Annotated in this window: 13 protein-coding genes; 12 read left to right on the plus strand and 1 reads right to left on the minus strand. The window is 71.4% G+C overall.

Annotated elements, in window-relative coordinates; genetic code table 11:
* Nucleotides 1-85: 85 nt before the first annotated feature.
* Entirely contained in the window at nucleotides 86-1,729 is a 1,644-nt protein-coding gene (betA, locus tag AB0H81_RS00890) for a choline dehydrogenase (RefSeq protein WP_358367304.1), read from the plus strand.
* A 58-nt stretch (nucleotides 1,730-1,787) separates the two neighbouring features.
* Here the strand turns inward: betA and purU are convergent, their stop codons facing one another.
* Nucleotides 1,788-2,651, minus strand: a complete 864-nt coding sequence (gene purU / locus AB0H81_RS00895; protein WP_358367307.1) for a formyltetrahydrofolate deformylase — start codon at nucleotides 2,649-2,651, stop codon at nucleotides 1,788-1,790.
* 224 nt (nucleotides 2,652-2,875) lie between these two features.
* Between purU and AB0H81_RS00900 the strand changes: the two genes are divergently transcribed.
* The 11 genes from AB0H81_RS00900 to AB0H81_RS00950 form a co-directional block, all read left to right on the plus strand.
* Complete coding sequence (locus tag AB0H81_RS00900) at nucleotides 2,876-4,336, plus strand: aldehyde dehydrogenase family protein (RefSeq protein WP_358367309.1); 1,461 nt, start codon at nucleotides 2,876-2,878, stop codon at nucleotides 4,334-4,336.
* A gap of 33 nt (nucleotides 4,337-4,369) precedes the next feature.
* Nucleotides 4,370-5,431: a glycine betaine/L-proline ABC transporter ATP-binding protein gene (locus tag AB0H81_RS00905; RefSeq protein ID WP_358367312.1), complete on the plus strand. Its 1,062-nt coding sequence runs from the start codon at nucleotides 4,370-4,372 to the stop codon at nucleotides 5,429-5,431.
* A complete protein-coding gene (locus AB0H81_RS00910; protein ID WP_358367315.1) occupies nucleotides 5,428-7,425 on the plus strand; it encodes an ABC transporter permease subunit in 1,998 nt (665 codons plus the stop codon). Before AB0H81_RS00905 ends, AB0H81_RS00910 begins: the two co-directional genes overlap by 4 nt.
* A 68-nt stretch (nucleotides 7,426-7,493) precedes the next feature.
* A complete protein-coding gene (locus AB0H81_RS00915; RefSeq protein ID WP_358367318.1) occupies nucleotides 7,494-8,447 on the plus strand; it encodes an ABC transporter substrate-binding protein in 954 nt (317 codons plus the stop codon).
* Nucleotides 8,448-8,649: 202 nt separating this feature from the next.
* Nucleotides 8,650-11,052, plus strand: coding sequence for an FAD-dependent oxidoreductase (locus AB0H81_RS00920; protein WP_358367321.1), 2,403 nt, complete (start codon nucleotides 8,650-8,652; stop codon nucleotides 11,050-11,052).
* A 13-nt stretch (nucleotides 11,053-11,065) separates the two neighbouring features.
* Nucleotides 11,066-12,370 carry a serine hydroxymethyltransferase gene (gene glyA, locus AB0H81_RS00925; RefSeq protein WP_358367323.1) on the plus strand — a complete coding sequence of 435 codons (1,305 nt, stop codon included), beginning with the start codon at nucleotides 11,066-11,068 and terminating at the stop codon, nucleotides 12,368-12,370.
* Complete coding sequence (locus AB0H81_RS00930; protein WP_358367326.1) at nucleotides 12,367-13,599, plus strand: sarcosine oxidase subunit beta family protein; 1,233 nt, start codon at nucleotides 12,367-12,369, stop codon at nucleotides 13,597-13,599. Before glyA ends, AB0H81_RS00930 begins: the two co-directional genes overlap by 4 nt.
* Nucleotides 13,600-13,608: 9 nt before the next feature.
* Nucleotides 13,609-13,887, plus strand: a complete 279-nt coding sequence (locus AB0H81_RS00935) for a sarcosine oxidase subunit delta (protein WP_358367329.1) — start codon at nucleotides 13,609-13,611, stop codon at nucleotides 13,885-13,887.
* Nucleotides 13,884-16,700 (plus strand): sarcosine oxidase subunit alpha family protein, encoded by a 2,817-nt coding sequence (locus AB0H81_RS00940; RefSeq protein ID WP_358367332.1) that lies wholly within the window; start codon nucleotides 13,884-13,886, stop codon nucleotides 16,698-16,700. Before AB0H81_RS00935 ends, AB0H81_RS00940 begins: the two co-directional genes overlap by 4 nt.
* Nucleotides 16,693-17,268, plus strand: a complete 576-nt coding sequence (locus tag AB0H81_RS00945; protein ID WP_358367335.1) for a sarcosine oxidase subunit gamma family protein — start codon at nucleotides 16,693-16,695, stop codon at nucleotides 17,266-17,268. Before AB0H81_RS00940 ends, AB0H81_RS00945 begins: the two co-directional genes overlap by 8 nt.
* The coding region (locus tag AB0H81_RS00950) for a serine dehydratase beta chain (protein WP_358367337.1) at nucleotides 17,265-17,782 on the plus strand (518 nt) is incomplete at its 3' end. The genes AB0H81_RS00945 and AB0H81_RS00950, both read left to right, overlap by 4 nt.

Below are 17,782 nucleotides of genomic sequence, written 5' to 3' on the forward strand. Positions count from 1 at the left end.
CAGGAAAAGATCTCCTGTTGCGACTAGTGAAACGCAGTGCGTATGACGCTACGATTTGGTGAAACGTGCGATGAGACGAGGCACTATGACGTCACACCACTACGACTTCGTCATCGTCGGAGGCGGCTCGGCGGGATGCGCCCTGGCCAACCGGCTTTCCGCGGACCCTGACACGCGGGTGCTGGTCCTGGAGGCCGGCCGGCCGGACTATCCGTGGGACGTGTTCATCCACATGCCCGCCGCCCTCCCCTTCCCCATCGGCAACCGCTTCTACGACTGGCGCTACGAGTCCGAGCCGGAGCCGCACATGAACGGCCGGCGGATCTACCACGCTCGCGGGAAGGTGCTCGGCGGCTCCAGCAGCATCAACGGCATGATCTTCCAGCGGGGCAACCCCCTGGACTACGAGCGCTGGGGCGCCGACCCGGGGATGAAGAACTGGGACTACGCCCACTGCCTGCCGTACTTCAAGCGGATGGAGAACTGCCTGGGCGACCCGGGCACACCCTTCCGCGGCCACGACGGACCGCTGGCCATGGAGCGCGGGCCGGCCACCACGCCGCTGTTCGGGGCGTTCTTCGACGCCGTCCAGCAGGCCGGTTACCCTCTCACCGACGACGTGAACGGCTACCGCCAGGAGGGCTTCGCCCGCTTCGACCGCAACATCAGGAAGGGCCGCCGGCTCAGCGCCGCCCGCGCCTACCTGCACCCCGTGCTCAAACGGCCGAACCTCACGGTGAAGACCCGGGCGTTCGTGTCGAGGATCCTCTTCGAGGGCACGCGGGCGGTCGGCGTGGAGTACGACGGCGGCACCGTACGGGCCAAGGAGGTCATCCTGGCCGGCGGCGCCATCAACTCCCCGCAACTGCTCCAGTTGTCCGGCGTCGGCAACGCCAGGGAGCTGGCCGCCCTCGGCATCGACGTGGTGCACGACCTCCCTGGCGTCGGCGAGAACCTGCAGGACCACCTGGAGGTCTACATCCAGCACGGCTGCTCCCAGCCGGTCTCGATGCAGCCCAACCTGCAGAAGTGGCGTCACCCGTGGATCGGCGCGCAGTGGCTGTTCGCGCGCAGGGGGCCGGGGGCGACCAACCACTTCGAGGCGGGCGGGTTCGTCCGCAGCAACGACGACGTCGACTACCCCAACCTGATGTTCCACTTCCTGCCCATCGCCGTGCGCTACGACGGCTCGGCGCCCGCGGGCGGGCACGGCTACCAGGTGCACGTCGGGCCGATGTACTCCGACGCCCGCGGCTCGGTGAAGATCAAGAGCACGGACCCCCGGGAGCATCCGGCCCTGCGGTTCAACTACCTGTCCACCGAGCAGGACCGCAGGGAGTGGGTGGAGGCCGTCAGGGTCGCCCGGAGCATCCTCGGCCAGCCGGCCCTGGCGGAGTTCAGCACCGGCGAGGTGTCGCCGGGGCCGTCCGTCGAGACCGACGAGCAGATCCTCGACTGGGTCGCGCGGGACGGTGAGACGGCGCTGCACCCCTCCTGCACGGCGAGGATGGGGATCGACGAGATGTCCGTGCTGGACCCCGAGACCATGCGGGTCCACGGCGTCGAGGGGCTGCGCGTGGTGGACGCCTCGGCCATGCCGTACGTCACCAACGGCAACATCTACGCCCCGGTCATGATGCTGGCGGAGAAGGCGGCCGACCTGATCCTCGGCAACACCCCGCTCCCGCCCGAGACCACCGAGTTCTACCGGCACCGCGCCCAGGCATAGAAAGGAGGCGGTGGGGGCCCGCCGCGGTCCCCACCGCCTCCTTGCTTGTTCTCCCGCCTCAGCGGAAGACGACTGTGCGGTCCCCGTTGAGCAGGACACGCTGCTCGCTGTGCCACTTCACGGCCCGGGCGAGCACCTGCGCCTCGACGTCCCTGCCGGCCGCGCTCAGGTCGTCGGGGTCGAGCTCGTGGTCCACCCGCGCCACGTCCTGCTCGATGATCGGGCCCTCGTCGAGGTCCGCCGTGACGTAGTGCGCGGTCGCGCCGATGAGCTTCACCCCGCGCTCGTGCGCCTGGTGGTACGGCTTGGCGCCCTTGAACCCCGGCAGGAACGAGTGGTGGATGTTGATGGCCCGGCCTTCCAGCCGTTTGCACATGTCGTCGGTCAGGATCTGCATGTAGCGGGCCAGCACGACCAGGTCGGCGTCGTACTCCTCGACCAGCTCCAGCACCCTGGCCTCCGCCTCGGCCTTGGTGTCCGGCGTGACGGGCACGTGGTGGAACGGCACGCCGTAGGAGGCGGCGAGCGGTTCGAGGTCGGGGTGGTTGGAGACGATCGCCGGGATCTCGATGTTCAGGCCGCCCACCTGCCGGCGGAAGAGCAGGTCGTTCACGCAGTGGCCGAACTTCGAGACCATGATGAGTGACCTGGTGGGCGTCGCGGCGTCGTTGAGCTGCCAGGTCATCTGGAAGGACTCGGCGACGTAGGTGAAGCCGGCGCGCAGCTCGTCGAGCCCGTGCCGGGCCGCGAAGTGCACGCGCATGAAGAAGCCGCCGCCCCTGCGGTCGTTGAACTGCTTGCTCTGCAGCATGTTGCCGCCGTGCTGTACCAGGAAGCTCGTCACCGCGTACACGATGCCCGGCTTGTCGGCACAGGAGACCGTGAGGATGAACTCGCGTCCGGGATCGGGCCGAGGAGACATCACACCTCCTGGTGTGGCGTGTTGCGTATGGCGCAAGACGGTGATGTATACGCAACAGGTTGATGTCCTGGCGCGCTCCCGTCAAGCGGCGGATGAAGAGCGAAATCGCAGCGTAAGGATTCGTCAGGGTTTTGGCCCAGCTCTTGACGAATCCAGGACGGCGGTTGATTCTGTTCCCCATTAAGCATTGACTTGCGCAGTACGCAACGATCAGAGGTGCGCCGATGACAGATCTGTATATCGGCGGCACGTGGACCAAGCCAGCCGACGGTGGCCAGCGCAGCATTCACTCGCCCGCCGACGGCAGTCTCGTTACCACGGTCGCAGAAGCCACCGCGACCGACGCCGTGGCCGCGATCCAGGCCGCCAGGCAGGCGTTCGACCACGGACCCTGGCCCGGCACCCCGGCGCGCGAGCGCGGCGCCCTCCTCCACAGGGTCGCCGACCTGCTGGAACGCGACCGGGCGGAGTTCGCCCGCGCCGAGTCGGGTGACACCGGCAAGCGGATCGTGGAGAGCGAGTACGACGTCGACGACTCCGTCGCCTCCCTGCGCTACTTCGCCGGCGTCGCCGGCACCGACGCGGGACGCGTGGTCGACACCGGCCGCGACGACGCGATCAGCCGGATCGTCCACGAGCCGGTCGGCGTGTGCGGCCTGATCACCCCGTGGAACTACCCGCTCCTGCAGGCCACCTGGAAGGTCGCTCCCGCGCTGGCGGCGGGCAACACCTTCGTCCTCAAGCCCAGCGAGCTCACCCCGAGCACCGCGATCCTGCTGATCCGCGCCCTGGAGGAGGCGGGCCTGCCCGCGGGCGTCGCCAACCTGGTGCTCGGCGCCGGGCCGGCGGCCGGCGCGCCGCTCGCCGAGCACCCGGACGTGGACCTGGTGTCGTTCACCGGCGGCGCGACCACCGGGCGGCGCCTCATGGCCGCGGCGTCCGCCACGGTCAAGCGGGTGGCGCTCGAACTCGGCGGCAAGAACCCCAACGTCGTCTTCGCCGACGCCGACTTCGAGGCGGCCGTCGACTTCGCGCTCACGGCCGTGTTCCTGCACTCGGGCCAGGTGTGCTCCGCCGGCGCCCGGCTGCTCGTGGAGGACTCCCTGCACGACGCGTTCGTCGACGAGGTCGTGCGGCGCGCCGAGCTGATCCGCCTGGGCGGGCCGTACGACCCCGAGGCCCACACGGGTCCGCTCATCTCCGCCGCGCACCTCGCCAAGGTCGAGGAGTACGTGGCCGCGGGCCTCGCCGAGGGCGCCGTCCTGCGCTGCGGCGGCCACCGGCCCGAGGGCCCCGGCTTCTTCTACCGGCCGACCGTCCTCGACGAGTGCAAGCAGGGCATGCGCGTGGTGCGGGAGGAGTCGTTCGGTCCCGTGCTGACCGTGGAGCGCTTCTCCACCGAGGACGAGGCCGTCCGGCTCGCCAACGACACCGAGTACGGCCTGGCCGGCGCCGTCTGGACCCAGGACGCGGGCAAGGCGCAGCGGGTGGCCGGCCGGCTGCGTCACGGCACGGTGTGGATCAACGACTATCACCCGTACGTACCCCAGGCCGAGTGGGGCGGCTTCAAGCAGTCCGGCATCGGCCGCGAGCTCGGACCGACCGGGCTGGACGAGTACCGAGAGATCAAGCATGTTTGGCAGAACATCCGCCCGCGCCCCCAGAAGTGGTTCCCAGCGAACTGACGCTCCGAAGACCCACGCTCTTGAGAGGTGGTCATGACCGCTCCGTCAGTGGCCGAACGTAGTGCACCCGACACCGATGCCCCTCCGATCCTCTCCGTGCGCGAGCTGTGGAAGGTGTTCGGCCCGAAGGCGGAAAGCCTCGTGGGCAGCTCGCTCAGCCGCCAGGAGCTCAAGGAGCAGTCGGGCTGCGTCGCGGCCGTCCGTGACGTCTCCTTCGAGGTCCGGCGGGGCGAGGTGTTCGTCGTCATGGGCCTGTCCGGCTCCGGCAAGTCCACCCTGGTCCGCTGCCTGACCAGGCTGATCGAGCCTACGGCGGGCGAGATCCTGCTGGACGGCGAGGACGTGCGCAAGGCCGACAGCCGGCGGCTCCGCGAGCTGCGCCGGCACCGCATGGCCATGGTGTTCCAGCACTTCGGCCTGCTGCCGCACCGGTGCGTGCTCGACAACGTCGCCTTCGGGCTGGAGATCCGCGGGGTGTCCAAGGAGGACCGCTACGCGCGAGCCCGCGAGGTCGTCGGCCTGGTCGGCCTCAACGGCTTCGAGAACTCCTACCCCGACCAGCTCTCCGGCGGCATGCAGCAGCGCGTCGGACTGGCCCGGGCGCTCGCGGCCGACCCCGAGGTGCTCCTGTTCGACGAGCCGTTCTCCGCGCTGGACCCGCTGATCCGGCGCGAGATGCAGAACGAGGTCATCCGGCTGCACCAGGAGGTCGGCAAGACGATGATCTTCATCACCCACGACCTCAGCGAGGCGCTCAAGCTGGGCGACCGGATCCTCATCATGCGCGACGGCGAGGTCGTCCAGGTGGGCACGCCCGACCAGGTGGTGGGCGCGCCGGCCGACGACTACGTGCGGGACTTCGTCAGCGACGTCCCCCGCTCGCGCGTGCTCACGCTCCGCTGGGTCATGCGCCCGCCCCAGCCCGGTGAGCCGCTCGACGGCCCCGAGCTCGGCCCGGACGTGGTCATCCGCGACGCCGTCCACGCCGTGCTCTCCGCCGAGCGGCCGGTGCGCGTGACCGAGAACGGGACCCTGCTGGGGGTGGTCACCAGCGCGGAGATCCTCGAAGTGATCGCGGGGAAGGCACAGGAATGACAGCCGTCTCCGCGACCGCGGCGGTGGCCGCCAGGCTGCCCGCCCGCAGGTACCTGATCGCCCTGGCGCTCGCGGTGTGGGCGGCGGGCTGGGCGCTGCTGCGCGGGCACGACACGCTGGCGCTGGGCGGGGCCGAGCTGACCCCGCTGCACAGTGCGCTGAGCGAGGCGATGGACGCCATCGACGACAGCCGCAACACCAACCCGCTCTTCCTGTACTTCATCAACTACATCCGGCTCTTCCTCGACGAGGCCGTGACGTTCGTCCAGCACCTGATCAGCCAGCCGTCCATGGGCCGGCCGGTCCCCGTGCTGGGCTGGCTGGGGGTCACCGGGCTGGCCACCGCCGTCGCCCTGCTGTACGGCAACAGGAAGGTCGCGCTGCTGACGGCCGCGGGGTTCCTGTCCTTCGGCGCGCTGGGCCTGTGGCAGGAGAGCATGGACACGCTGGCGCTCACGCTGACCGCGGTGGCGCTGTCGCTGGCCGTGGGCATCCCCCTCGGGGTGTGGGCCGGGCTGAGCGACCGGTTCCACCGGGTGGTGACGCCGGTGCTGGACTTCATGCAGACCATGCCGACGTTCGTCTACCTCGCGCCGCTCACCCTGTTCTTCCTCATCGGCCCCGCCAGCGCGACGGTCGCGACGATGATCTACGCGGTCCCGCCGGCCATCCGGATCACCGCGCACGGCATCCGGCAGGTCTCGGCCGACACGCTGGAGGCCGGCTCCTCGCTCGGCGCCACGCCGGCGCAGGCGCTGCGGCACGTGCGGCTGCCCATGGCCAAGCAGACGATCATCGTCGGCGTCAACCAGACCATCATGGCCGCCCTGTCCATGGCCACCATCGCGGCGCTCATCGACGCGCCCGGCCTGGGGCAGACGGTCCTGAAGGCGCTGCAGACGCTCGACGTCGGCACCGCCTTCAACGCCGGGCTGGCCATCGTGATCATGGCTGTCGTGCTCGACCGGGTGACCTCCGCGGCCAGCCGCCGCGTGGAGGCCGAGCGCCGGGCCGGGCGGACGCGCACGGTGAGGGGACGCCGCCTGGAGGTTGCGGGCGTCCTGGGCGTCGCCGGCGTGCTCGCGTACCTGTCCTACACCTACGTCTGGGCGGCGGAGTTCCCCATCGCGGCGAACGCCGGCTCGTACGTGCGCCGCGCGGCCGACGCCGCGAGCCAGTGGGTGCAGGACAGTCTGGTGACCTACACCGACGCCCTCAAGAACCTGGTGTCCAACCAGCTGCTGAACCGGCTGGAGGCGCTGCTGACCGGCTCGCCCTGGTGGCTGGTCACGGTCGTGGCCGTGGTCCTCGTCCTGCTGGTGGGCAGCGTGCGGGCCGCGCTGGTGACCGCGGCCGGGCTGCTGCTGCTGGTGCTGCTCGGGCTGTGGCAGGACAGCATGGTCACGCTCGCCTCGACCATCGTCGCGACGGTCCTCGTCATGCTGCTCGGCGTGGTCGCCGGTGTGTGGATAGGCCGCAGCGACCGGGCGGACACCGTGCTCCGGCCCGTGCTGGACGCCGGCCAGACCATGCCGGCCTTCGTCTACCTGGTGCCCATCCTCGGCCTGTTCGGCGCGACGCGGTTCACCGCGATCATCGCGGCCGTGGTGTTCGCGGCGCCCGTGGCGATCAAGCTGGTCGCCGAGGGCATCAGGGGGGTCTCGTCCACCACCGTCGAGGCCGCGACCTCGGCCGGGGCGAGCACCTGGCAGCTCATCTCCAAGGTGCAGCTGCCGATGGCGCGCAGCGCCGTCACGCTGGCGGCCAGCCAAGGACTGATCTACGTGCTGTCCATGGTGGTCGTCGGCGGTCTGGTCGGTGCTGGGGCACTCGGCTACGACGTCGTGGCCGGCTTCTCGCAGCACCAGCTGCGGGGCAAGGGACTGGCCGCCGGGCTCGCGATCGTCGTGCTCGGCATCGTGCTCGACCGCGTCATGCGGGCCGCCACCCAGCGGGCGGACGTGGCGGCTCACGGCGGGCAACACCACAAGTGAACGACGACGGCCGGCTCCCGGCCCGAGATATCCAGGAGGACCAGGTGGCAGTTATCAGGAGCGGAAAGGTGAGGGCCGCCGCGCTCGTGACCGGTGCCGGCCTCCTGCTCACCGCGTGCGGAGGGGCGAAGGTCGGGGAGACCGGCACCGCCTCGAGCGGCGGCGCGAAGGGCTGCGGCACCGTCAACCTCGCGGTCAACCCGTGGGTCGGCTACGAGGCCAACGCGGCGGTGATCGCCCAGGTGGCCGAGAAGCAGCTCGGCTGCAAGGTGGTCAAGAAGGACCTGAAGGAGGAGGTGGCCTGGCAGGGGTTCGCCACCGGCGAGGTCGACGCGATCGTCGAGAACTGGGCCCACGACGACCTGAAGAAGAAGTACATCGAGGATCAGAAGGTCGCCGTGTCCGCGGGGCCGACCGGCAACAAGGGCGTCATCGGCTGGTACGTGGCGCCGTGGATGGCCAAGAAGTATCCGGACATCACGGACGGGAAGAACCTCAACAAGTACGCCTCGCTGTTCAAGACCTCCGAATCCGACGGCAAGGGCCAGTTGCTCGACGGCGATCCGTCGTTCGTCACCAACGACGCGGCCCTGGTGAAGAACCTCAAGCTCGACTACAAGGTCGTGTACGCGGGCAGTGAGACCGCGCTCATCACCGCCTTCCGCCAGTCGGAGAAGCAGCAGAAGCCGGTCCTCGGCTACTTCTACGAGCCCCAGTGGTTCCTGTCGGAGCTGAGACTGGTCAAGGTCAATCTGCCCGCCTACACCAAGGGCTGCGACGCCGACGCGGCCAAGGTGGCGTGCGATTACCCGCCGTACGAGCTCGACAAGATCGTGAGCAAGAAGTTCGCGGATTCGGGCAGCCCCGCCTACACCCTGGTCAAGAACTTCACCTGGACGAACGACGACCAGAACCTCGTGGCGAAGTACATCGCCGAGGACAAGATGTCGGCCGAAGAGGCGGCCGCCAAGTGGGTGGCCGACAACCCCGACAAGGTCAAGGCCTGGCTTCCCGCGAGCTGACGCCCGCCCGCGCCACCCCGCGCCCGGCCCGATCGACGACACGCGATCGGGCCGGGCGCGTTGCTGTTCTGAGCCGTTGCGAAAACCGTCCGCAAAACCATCCGGAATACGACGAACACACCCTTGACACCCGGAACGCGGCGAGTGACCCTTGTTGCGAAAAGTGCGCTTGGTTGCATATGTCGCAACAACGGAGGTGGCTATGACGGTCCCGAGCGTCGTCATCATCGGCGCGGGCGTGGTCGGCGCTGCTCTGGCCGACGAGCTGTCCGCCCGCGGCTGGACCGACGTCACCGTCGTGGACCAGGGAGACGTGCCCGCCACCGGCGGCTCCTCGTCGCACGCCCCTGGACTGGTGTTCCAGATCAACGGCTCGAAGACCATGACCGAGATGGCCCGTTACACCGTGGAGAAGTTCGTCGAGCTGGACAGCTTCCACCAGGTGGGCGGGCTCGAAGTGGCCACCACCCCCGAGCGGCTCGCCGAGCTGCGCCGCCGCCAGGGCTGGGCGACGGCCTGGGGGATCGAGTCCCACCTGCTCACGCCCGAGGAGAGCGCCGCCAAGCACTCCCTTCTCGACCGCGACAAGGTGCTCGGCGGGCTGTTCATCCCCACCGACGGCCTGGCCAAGGCGGTCAAGGCGGTCGACGCCCAGCTCGCCCGGGCACGGGAGCGCGGCGTGCGGGTGCTCGCCCGGCACGAGGTGCTGGACGTCAGGACCGAGGGCGGCGCGGTCACCGCGGTGGTGACCGACCAGGGCGAGATCCCCGCCGACATCGTGGTGTGCTGCGCCGGGATCTGGGGCCCCCGGGTCGCCCGCATGGTCGGCATGAACCTGCCCCTCACCCCGCTCGCCCACCAGCTCGCCTGGACCGGGCAGGTGCCCGGCCTGGCCGGGCAGACGGTCGAGTGCTCCCGGCCGATCCTCCGCCACCAGGACGCCGACCTCTACTACCGCGAGCGCTTCGACACGCTCGGCATCGGCTACTACGGCCACCGGCCCATGCCGATCAGCGCCGACGACATCCTGTCCGTCGACGCCGCCGAGGTGATGCCGTCGGTGCTCACCTTCACGCCCGACGACTTCGCCGAGGCGTGGACCGAGACCCAGGAGCTCCTGCCGTCCACCCGCTCGGCCAAGGTGGAGGAGGGCATCAACGGGCTCTTCTCCTTCACCACCGACCACATGCCGCTGATGGGCGAGTCGCGCGAGGTCAAGGGCTTCTGGGTGGCGGAGGCCGTCTGGGTCACCCACTCCGCCGGAGTCGGCCGCGCCATGGCCGAGTGGCTCGTGGACGGCCACTGCACGACGTTCGACCTGCACGAGTGCGACGTCAACCGGTTCGAGCCGCACCAGATCGCGCCCGACTACGTGCGGGCCCGCGGCTGCCAGAACTACGTCGAGGTCTACGACATCATCCACCCGCTCCAGCCGATGCGGGAGCCACGGCCGCTGCGTACCAGCCCGTTCCACCCCCGGCAGCAGGAGCTCCACGCGGCCTTCCTGGAGGCGTCGGGCTGGGAGCGACCGCAGTGGTACGCCGCCAACGCGCCGCTGCTGTCCGGACGCGAGATCCCCACGCCCGGCAACTGGGCGGCCCGGTACTGGTCGCCGATCGTCGGCGCGGAGGCGCAGGCAACCCGCGAGACCGTCGCCATGTACGACATGACCGCGCTCAAGCGGCTGGAGGTCGCCGGCCCGGGCGCCGTCGCCTTCCTCCAGCGCCTCACCACCGGCGACGTGGACAAGTCCATCGGCTCCGTGACGTACTGCCTGCTCCTGGACACCGACGGCGGCATCCGCAGCGACGTCACCGTGGCCCGGCTCGGCGCGCAGGAGTTCCAGGTCGGCGCCAACGGCAACCTCGACCTCGACTGGCTGGAACGCCACCGGCCCGCCGACGTGTTCATCCGCGACATCACCCCCGGCACCTGCTGCATCGGGGTCTGGGGCCCCAAGGCGCGTGACCTGGTCCAGCCGCTGACCGCCACCGACCTGACCGCGTTGCGCTACTTCCGCGGCGCCCGCACCTACATCGGCAACGTGCCGGTCACCATGCTGCGCCTGTCCTACGTAGGCGAGCTCGGCTGGGAGATCTACACCACCTCCGACCTGGGCCTCAAGCTGTGGGACACCCTGTGGGAGGCCGGCCGGGACCACGGCGTCATCGCCGCCGGCCGGGGCGCCTTCACCAGCCTGCGGCTGGAGAAGGGCTACCGCTCCTTCGGCACCGACATGACCTTCGAGCACGACCCGTACGAGGCCGGGCTCGGGTTCGCCGTCAAGCTCGACAAGGGCGACTTCATCGGGCGCGAGGCGCTGCTCGCCCGCAAGGAGTCGGTCACCCGCAAGCTCACCTGCCTGCTCACCGACGAGGTCGTCATGGGCAGGGAGCCCGTGTACGACGGGGAGCGGCCCGTCGGCCACGTCACCAGCGCCGCTTATGGCTACACGATCGGCAAGGGCATCGCCTACGCCTGGCTGCCCGCCTCCCTCGCCAACCCGGGCCAGTCCGTCCAGGTCGGCTACTTCGACCGCCGGGTGGACGCGGTCGTGGCCGAGGAGCCTCTGTTCGACCCGGCGATGACCCGGCTGCGCGGTTAGGAAAGGACCTCAGATGATCGACACCCCGCTGGACGTGGTGGACCCGGAGATCCACGCCGCCATCGGCGCGGAGCTGGCCCGGCAGCGATCGACGCTGGAGATGATCGCGTCGGAGAACTTCGCGCCCCTGGCGGTCATGACCGCCCAGGGCTCGGTGCTGACCAACAAGTACGCCGAGGGCTACCCGGGCAGGCGCTACTACGGCGGCTGCGAGCACGTGGACGTGGTCGAGCGGCTGGCCGTCGACCGGGTGAAGGCGCTGTTCGGCGCGGAGGCGGCCAACGTGCAGCCGCACTCGGGCGCCCAGGCCAACGCCGCCGCCATGTCCGCGCTGCTGGAGCCGGGCGACACCATCCTTGGCCTCGACCTGGCCCACGGCGGTCACCTCACCCACGGCATGCGGATCAACTTCTCCGGCCGGCTCTACAACGTCGTCGCCTACCACGTCCGCGAGAGCGACCACCTGGTCGACATGGACGAGGTCGAGCGGCTGGCCCGCGAGCACCGGCCCAGGCTGATCATCGCCGGCTGGTCCGCGTACCCGCGTCAGCTCGACTTCGCGGCCTTCCGCCGGATCGCCGACGAGGTGGGCGCGTACCTGATGGTGGACATGGCGCACTTCGCCGGCCTGGTGGCGGCGGGCCTGCACCCGTCGCCCGTGCCGCACGCCCACGTGGTCACCACGACCACCCACAAGACGCTCGGCGGCCCCCGAGGCGGCGTCATCCTGTCCACCGAGGACCTCGCCAAGAAGATCAACTCGGCGGTGTTCCCCGGCCAGCAGGGCGGGCCGCTGGAGCACGTCATCGCCGCCAAGGCGGTCGCGTTCAAGATCGCTGCCGAGGAGTCGTTCCGCGAGCGGCAGCGGCGGACCCTGGAGGGCGCGCGGATCCTCGCCGACCGCCTGCTCGCCCCCGACGCGGTCGCCGCCGGTGTCAAGGTGCTCACCGGAGGCACCGACGTCCACCTCGTCCTGGTGGACCTGCGCGACTCGGAGCTGGACGGCAAGCAGGCAGAGGACCGGCTGCACACGGCGGGCATCACGGTCAACCGCAACGCCGTGCCGTTCGACCCGCGCCCGCCGATGGTCACCTCCGGGCTGCGCATCGGCACGCCCGCCCTGGCCACCCGCGGGTTCGGCGCCGCGGACTTCGGCGAGGTCGCCGACGTCATCGCGGGCGCCCTGACACCGGGCGCCGACCTGGAGCACCTGCGCGGCCGGGTCGAGGCGCTGGCCGGCAAGCACCCCCTCTACGGAGCCGGCAAGCACCCCCTCTACGGAGCCGGCGAGCAGCTCCTCCACGGAGCGGCCCGATGACCCCCCGCCCGCCCGGCGCCGACCTGCCGGAGCACCCCGACCGGCTGTGGAGCGCGGCCGAGCCGAAGCCCTCCTACGACGTGGTGATCGTCGGCGGGGGCGGCCACGGCCTGGCCACCGCCTACTACCTGGCCAAGAACCACGGCATCACCAACGTCGCGGTCCTGGAGCGCGGCTGGCTGGCCGGCGGGAACATGGCCCGCAACACCACCATCATCCGCTCGAACTACCTGTGGGACGAGAGCGCGGGGATCTACGAGCACGCACTCAAGCTGTGGGAGGGGCTGGAGGAGGAGCTCGACTACCCGCTGCTGTTCAGCCAGCGCGGCGTGCTCAACCTGGCGCACAGCCTGCAGGACGTGCGCGACAGCGTCCGGCGGGTGGAGGCGAACCGGCTCAACGGCGTGGACGCCGAGTGGCTGGACCCGCGGCAGGTCAAGGAGGTCTGCCCGATCGTCGAGATCTCCCCGGACGTGCGCTACCCGGTGATGGGGGCGACCTTCCAGCCGCGCGCAGGCATCGCCAAGCACGACTACGTCGCCTGGGGGTTCGCCCGGGCCGCGGCGGCGCTCGGCGTCGAGTTCATCGAGAACTGCGAGGTCACCGGGCTGCGGGTGAGCGACGGCCGGGTCACCGGCGTCGACACCACCCGCGGGAGCATCGCGGCGGGCCGGGTGGCGCTGTGCGCCGCCGGGCACACCTCGGTCGTGGCCGCCACCGCCGGCATCGACCTGCCGCTGCAGAGCCACCCGCTCCAGGCGCTGGTCTCCGAGCTGCTGGAGCCGGTCCACCCGACGGTCGTCATGTCCAACGCCGTCCACGTGTACGTCAGCCAGGCCCACAAGGGGGAGCTGGTGATGGGCGCGGGCATCGACGCGGCCAACTCCTACCGCCAGCGCGGCGCCTTCCACATCATCGAACGGCAGATGGCCGCGGCGCTGGAGCTGTTCCCGATCTTCGCCAGGGCGCACGTGCTGCGCACCTGGGGCGGCGTCGTCGACGTCACGCCGGACGCCTCGCCGATCGTCGGGCTGAGCCCGGTCGACGGCCTGTATCTCAACTGCGGGTGGGGAACGGGCGGGTTCAAGGCCACCCCCGGCGTGGGCTGGTGCTTCGCCCACACGGTGGCCCACGACGAGCCGCACCCCCTCGCCGCTCCCTTCTCTCTTGACCGATTTGTCACCGGGGCGCTCGTCGACGAGCACGGCGCCGCCGCCGTCGCGCACTGAGGACGTCACATGCTGCTGATTCCCTGCCCATGGTGCGGCCCTCGCGAGGAGGCCGAGTTCCACTACGGCGGACAGGCCCACGTCGCCTACCCGGAGGACCCGGCGGCGCTCTCCGACGAGGAGTGGGCCCGTTACCTGTTCTTCCGCGACAACCCCAAGGGCGTGTTCGCCGAGCGGTGGAGCCACTCCGCCGGCTGCCGCCGCTGGTTCAACGCCTTGCGTGACACCGCGACCAACCAGATCCACGGCGTCTACCGGGCCGGCGAGCCGCGGCCGGTGGCCTCATGAGGCGCGACAGCGGCGGCCGGGTCGACCGCTCCCGGGTGCTGCGCTTCCGCTTCGACGGGCAGGACCACACCGGCCATCCCGGTGACACCCTGGCCTCCGCGCTGCTGGCCAACGGCGTGCGCCGGGTCGCGACGAGCGTCAAGCTGGGCCGCCCGCGCGGCATCTTCTCCGCGGGCGGCGAGGAGCCCAACGCGGTCGTCCAGATCGAGGAGCCGTTCCCCGAGCCGATGCTGCCCGCCACCACCGTCGAGCTGTACGACGGGCTGGTGGCCGGCAGCCTCGCCGGGCAGGGGCGGCTGGCCGCCGAGCCGGACCCGGCACGGTACGACGCCGTCCACGCCCACTGCGACGTTCTGGTGGTCGGCGCCGGACCGGCGGGGCTGGCCGCGGCCCGGGCCGCCGCCGCCACCGGCGCGAGGGTGATCCTCGCCGACGAGCAGCCCGAGCCGGGCGGCAGCCTCCTCGGTTCCTCAGACGAGGTGGACGGCGTGCCCGGCGCCGAGTGGGCCGCCGCGACGGCGGTCGGCCTGGAGGGGCAGCCGGAGGTCAGGGTGCTGCGGCGCACCACCGTCTTCGGCTACTACGACGACAACTACCTGGTCGCCGTCGAGCGGCGCATCAACCACCTGGGCGCGGCGGCTCCCGCGCACATGGCCCGCGAGCGGGTCTGGCGGATCAGGGCGCGGCGGGTGGTGCTGGCCACCGGCGCGCACGAGCGGCCGATCGCCTTCGCCGGCAACGACCTGCCCGGCGTGATGCTGGCCGGAGCGGCCCGCACCTACGCCACCAGGTACGGCGTGCTGCCGGGGCGGCGGGCCGTGGTGTTCACCGCGAACGACGGCGCCTACGCCGCCGCCGTCGACCTCGCCGACGCGGGCGTGGACGTGGCGGCCGTCGTCGACGCGCGGCCCGCCCCCGGCGAGCACTGGGCCGCCCGCGCGCGCGAGCGTGGCATCGAGCTGCTGACCGGGCACGTGGTGACGGCCGCCCGGGGCGACGGGCAGGTCTCCACGGTCGAGATCTCCTCGGGTGCCTCCCTCGACGCCGACCTGCTGCTCGTGTCGGGCGGCTGGAACCCGGTCGTCCACCTGTTCAGCCAGTCGGGCGGCACGCTCCGCTACGACGAGGCGATCGGCACGCTCGTCCCGGACGCCTCCAGTCAGGAGGTCGAGGTGGCGGGGGCCGCCAGGGGCGTGTTCACGCTGCCCGGCTGCCTGGCCGACGGTACGGGCGCGGGTGCCCGCGCCGCGTCGGCGTCCGGTCCCGGGCAGGGCGTGGACGTGCCGCGGGCCGTGGACGTGCCGCGGGCCGCGGAGACGCCGGAGGCCGCGCCCCTGGCGTACTGGCTGGTCCCGGCCGCCGACTACGCGGCGCACTTCGTGGACCTGCAGCGCGACGTGACGGTGGCCGACGTCCAGCGGGCGACCGGGGCCGGGCTGCGCTCCGTCGAGCACATCAAGCGCTACACCACCGCCGGCACGGCCCACGACCAGGGCAAGACCTCGGGCCTGCTCACCTCGGCGGTCGTGGCCCACGCCCTGGGCGTCCCGGTGGCCGAGCTGGGCACGACCACGTTCCGCGCCCCGTACCAGCCGGTGAGCTTCGCGGCGCTGGCCGGGCGGGACCGCGGCGCGCTGCACGACCCGGTCAGGGTGACGCCGCTGCACGAGTGGCACGTCGCGAACGGCGCGCTGTTCGAGAACGTCGGCCAGTGGCAGCGCCCCTGGTACTACCCGCGTCCCGGCGAGGACATGGAGGCCGCGGTGCTGCGTGAGTGCCGGGCCGCGCGCGAGGGCGTGGCCGCCATGGACGCCTCCACCCTCGGCAAGATCGACGTGATCGGGCCCGACGCCGGGGAGTTCCTGGACCGGCTCTACACCAACCTGATGAGCTCGCTGAAGGTCGGCTCCATCCGCTACGGCGTGATGTGCCGGCCCGACGGGATGGTGTTCGACGACGGCACGGTGATCCGTCTCGCCGACGACCACTTCCTCGTCACGACCACGACGGGCAACGCGGCGGCCGTGCTCGACTGGATGGAGGAGTGGCTCCAGACCGAGTGGCCGTGGCTGCGGGTGCACCTCACGTCGGTCACCGAGCAGTGGGCCACGGTCGCGCTCGTCGGCCCGGGCTCGCGCGAGGTGCTCGCCGGCCTGGCGCCCGGGCTCGCCGTGGACGTGGCCGGCTTCCCGTTCATGACGTGGCGGGAGGCGGACGTGGCCGGCGTCCCCGCCCGGGTCTGCCGGATCAGCTTCTCCGGCGAGCTGGCCTTCGAGATCAACGTGCCGTCCTGGGACGGCCTGCGCCTGTGGACGGCCGTCATGGACACCGGTCTGGTGACCCCGTACGGGACCGAGACCATGCACGTGCTGCGGGCCGAGAAGGGCTACCCGATCGTCGGCCAGGACACCGACGGGACCGTCACACCGCACGACCTGGGAATGTCCTGGGTGGTGTCGAAGAAGAAGCCCGACTTCGTCGGCAAGCGCTCCTTCGCGCGGGCCGACACGATGCGGGCGGACCGCAAGCAGCTCGTCGGCCTCCTGCCGGAGGACCCGGACGTCGTCCTGCCCGAGGGGACCCACCTGGTGTCCACGAGCACGCTGCCCGAGCCGCCCGTGCCCATGCTCGGCCATGTGACGTCCAGCTACCGCAGCGCCGCGCTGGGCCGCACGTTCGCGCTCGCGCTGGTGCGCGGCGGGCAGGGCCGGCTCGGCGAGCGGTTGTACGCGCCGGTCGGGGGCACGCTGGTGCCCGTCACCGTCACCTCCCACGTCCTGTACGACCCCGAAGGAGCGCGCCGTGATGGCTGAGCGCAGGAGTCCGGCCGCGGCCTACGCCGGCCGGTTCGAGGCCGCGTCCCGGGGTGAGGCGTTGCGGCTGGCGGAGCTGCCCTTCCTCACCCACGTCAACGTGCGCGTCGACCCGTCGTCCCCGGCGGCCAAGGACATCGGGGAGGCGCTCGGCGTGGCCCTGCCGGTCGAGCCCTGCACGGCCGTACGGGGCGGCTCGGGAGCCGGCGAGGTGACCGTGGCGTGGCTCGGCCCGGACGAGTGGCTGGTCGTCGCGCCCGAGGGCTACCGGCACGAGCTGCTGCGCGAGGCGCTCGGCGACCGGCACGGGTCGATCGTGGACGTGTCGGCCCAGCGCACGACCCTGCTGGTCACGGGCCCGCGCGCGCGGGACCTGCTGGCCCACGGCTGCGCCCTCGACCTGCATCCGGGCGTCTTCGGGCCGGGCGGGTGCGCGCAGACCATGCTGGCCCGGGCCCAGGTCGTGCTCATCCCGCGGGAGGACGGCTTCCTCGTGCTCGTCCGCTCGTCGTTCGCGGCGTACCTGGCGGAGTGGCTGCTCGACGCGGCGGCGGAATACCTGGCATGAGCATCGGCGTCTTCGACCTGTTCAAGGTCGGCATCGGCCCGTCCAGCTCGCACACCGGCGGCCCGATGGCCGCCGCGCACAAGTTCGCGCGCGGCCTCGCCGAGGACGGCCTGCTGGAGCGGGTGGCCCGCGTCGAGGCCATCCTGTACGGCTCGCTCGGCCTGACCGGCAAGGGCCACGGCAGCGACAAAGCGGTCTTGCTCGGCCTCGCCGGCGACAAGCCGGAGCTGGTCGACGTCGACACGGTCGACGCCCGCCTGGCCGACATGCGCGCCACCGGCACCGTCAACCTCTACGACAGCCGCCAGATCCCGTTCGTCGTGGGCGAGGACCTCGTCTTCGAACGCAAGATCTCGCTGCCCGGCCACCCCAACGGCATGCGCTTCACCGCCCGCGACGCCGACGGCCAGACGCTGCGTGAGAAGGTCTACTACTCCGTCGGCGGCGGCTTCGTCGTCGACGAGAACGCCACCGGCGCCGACCGGATCAAGCCCGACGACACCGTCCTTCCGTA

The organism is Nonomuraea sp. NPDC050691 (assembly GCF_040654455.1).
In the GTDB taxonomy this organism is placed as follows: Bacteria; Actinomycetota; Actinomycetes; order Streptosporangiales; family Streptosporangiaceae; genus Nonomuraea.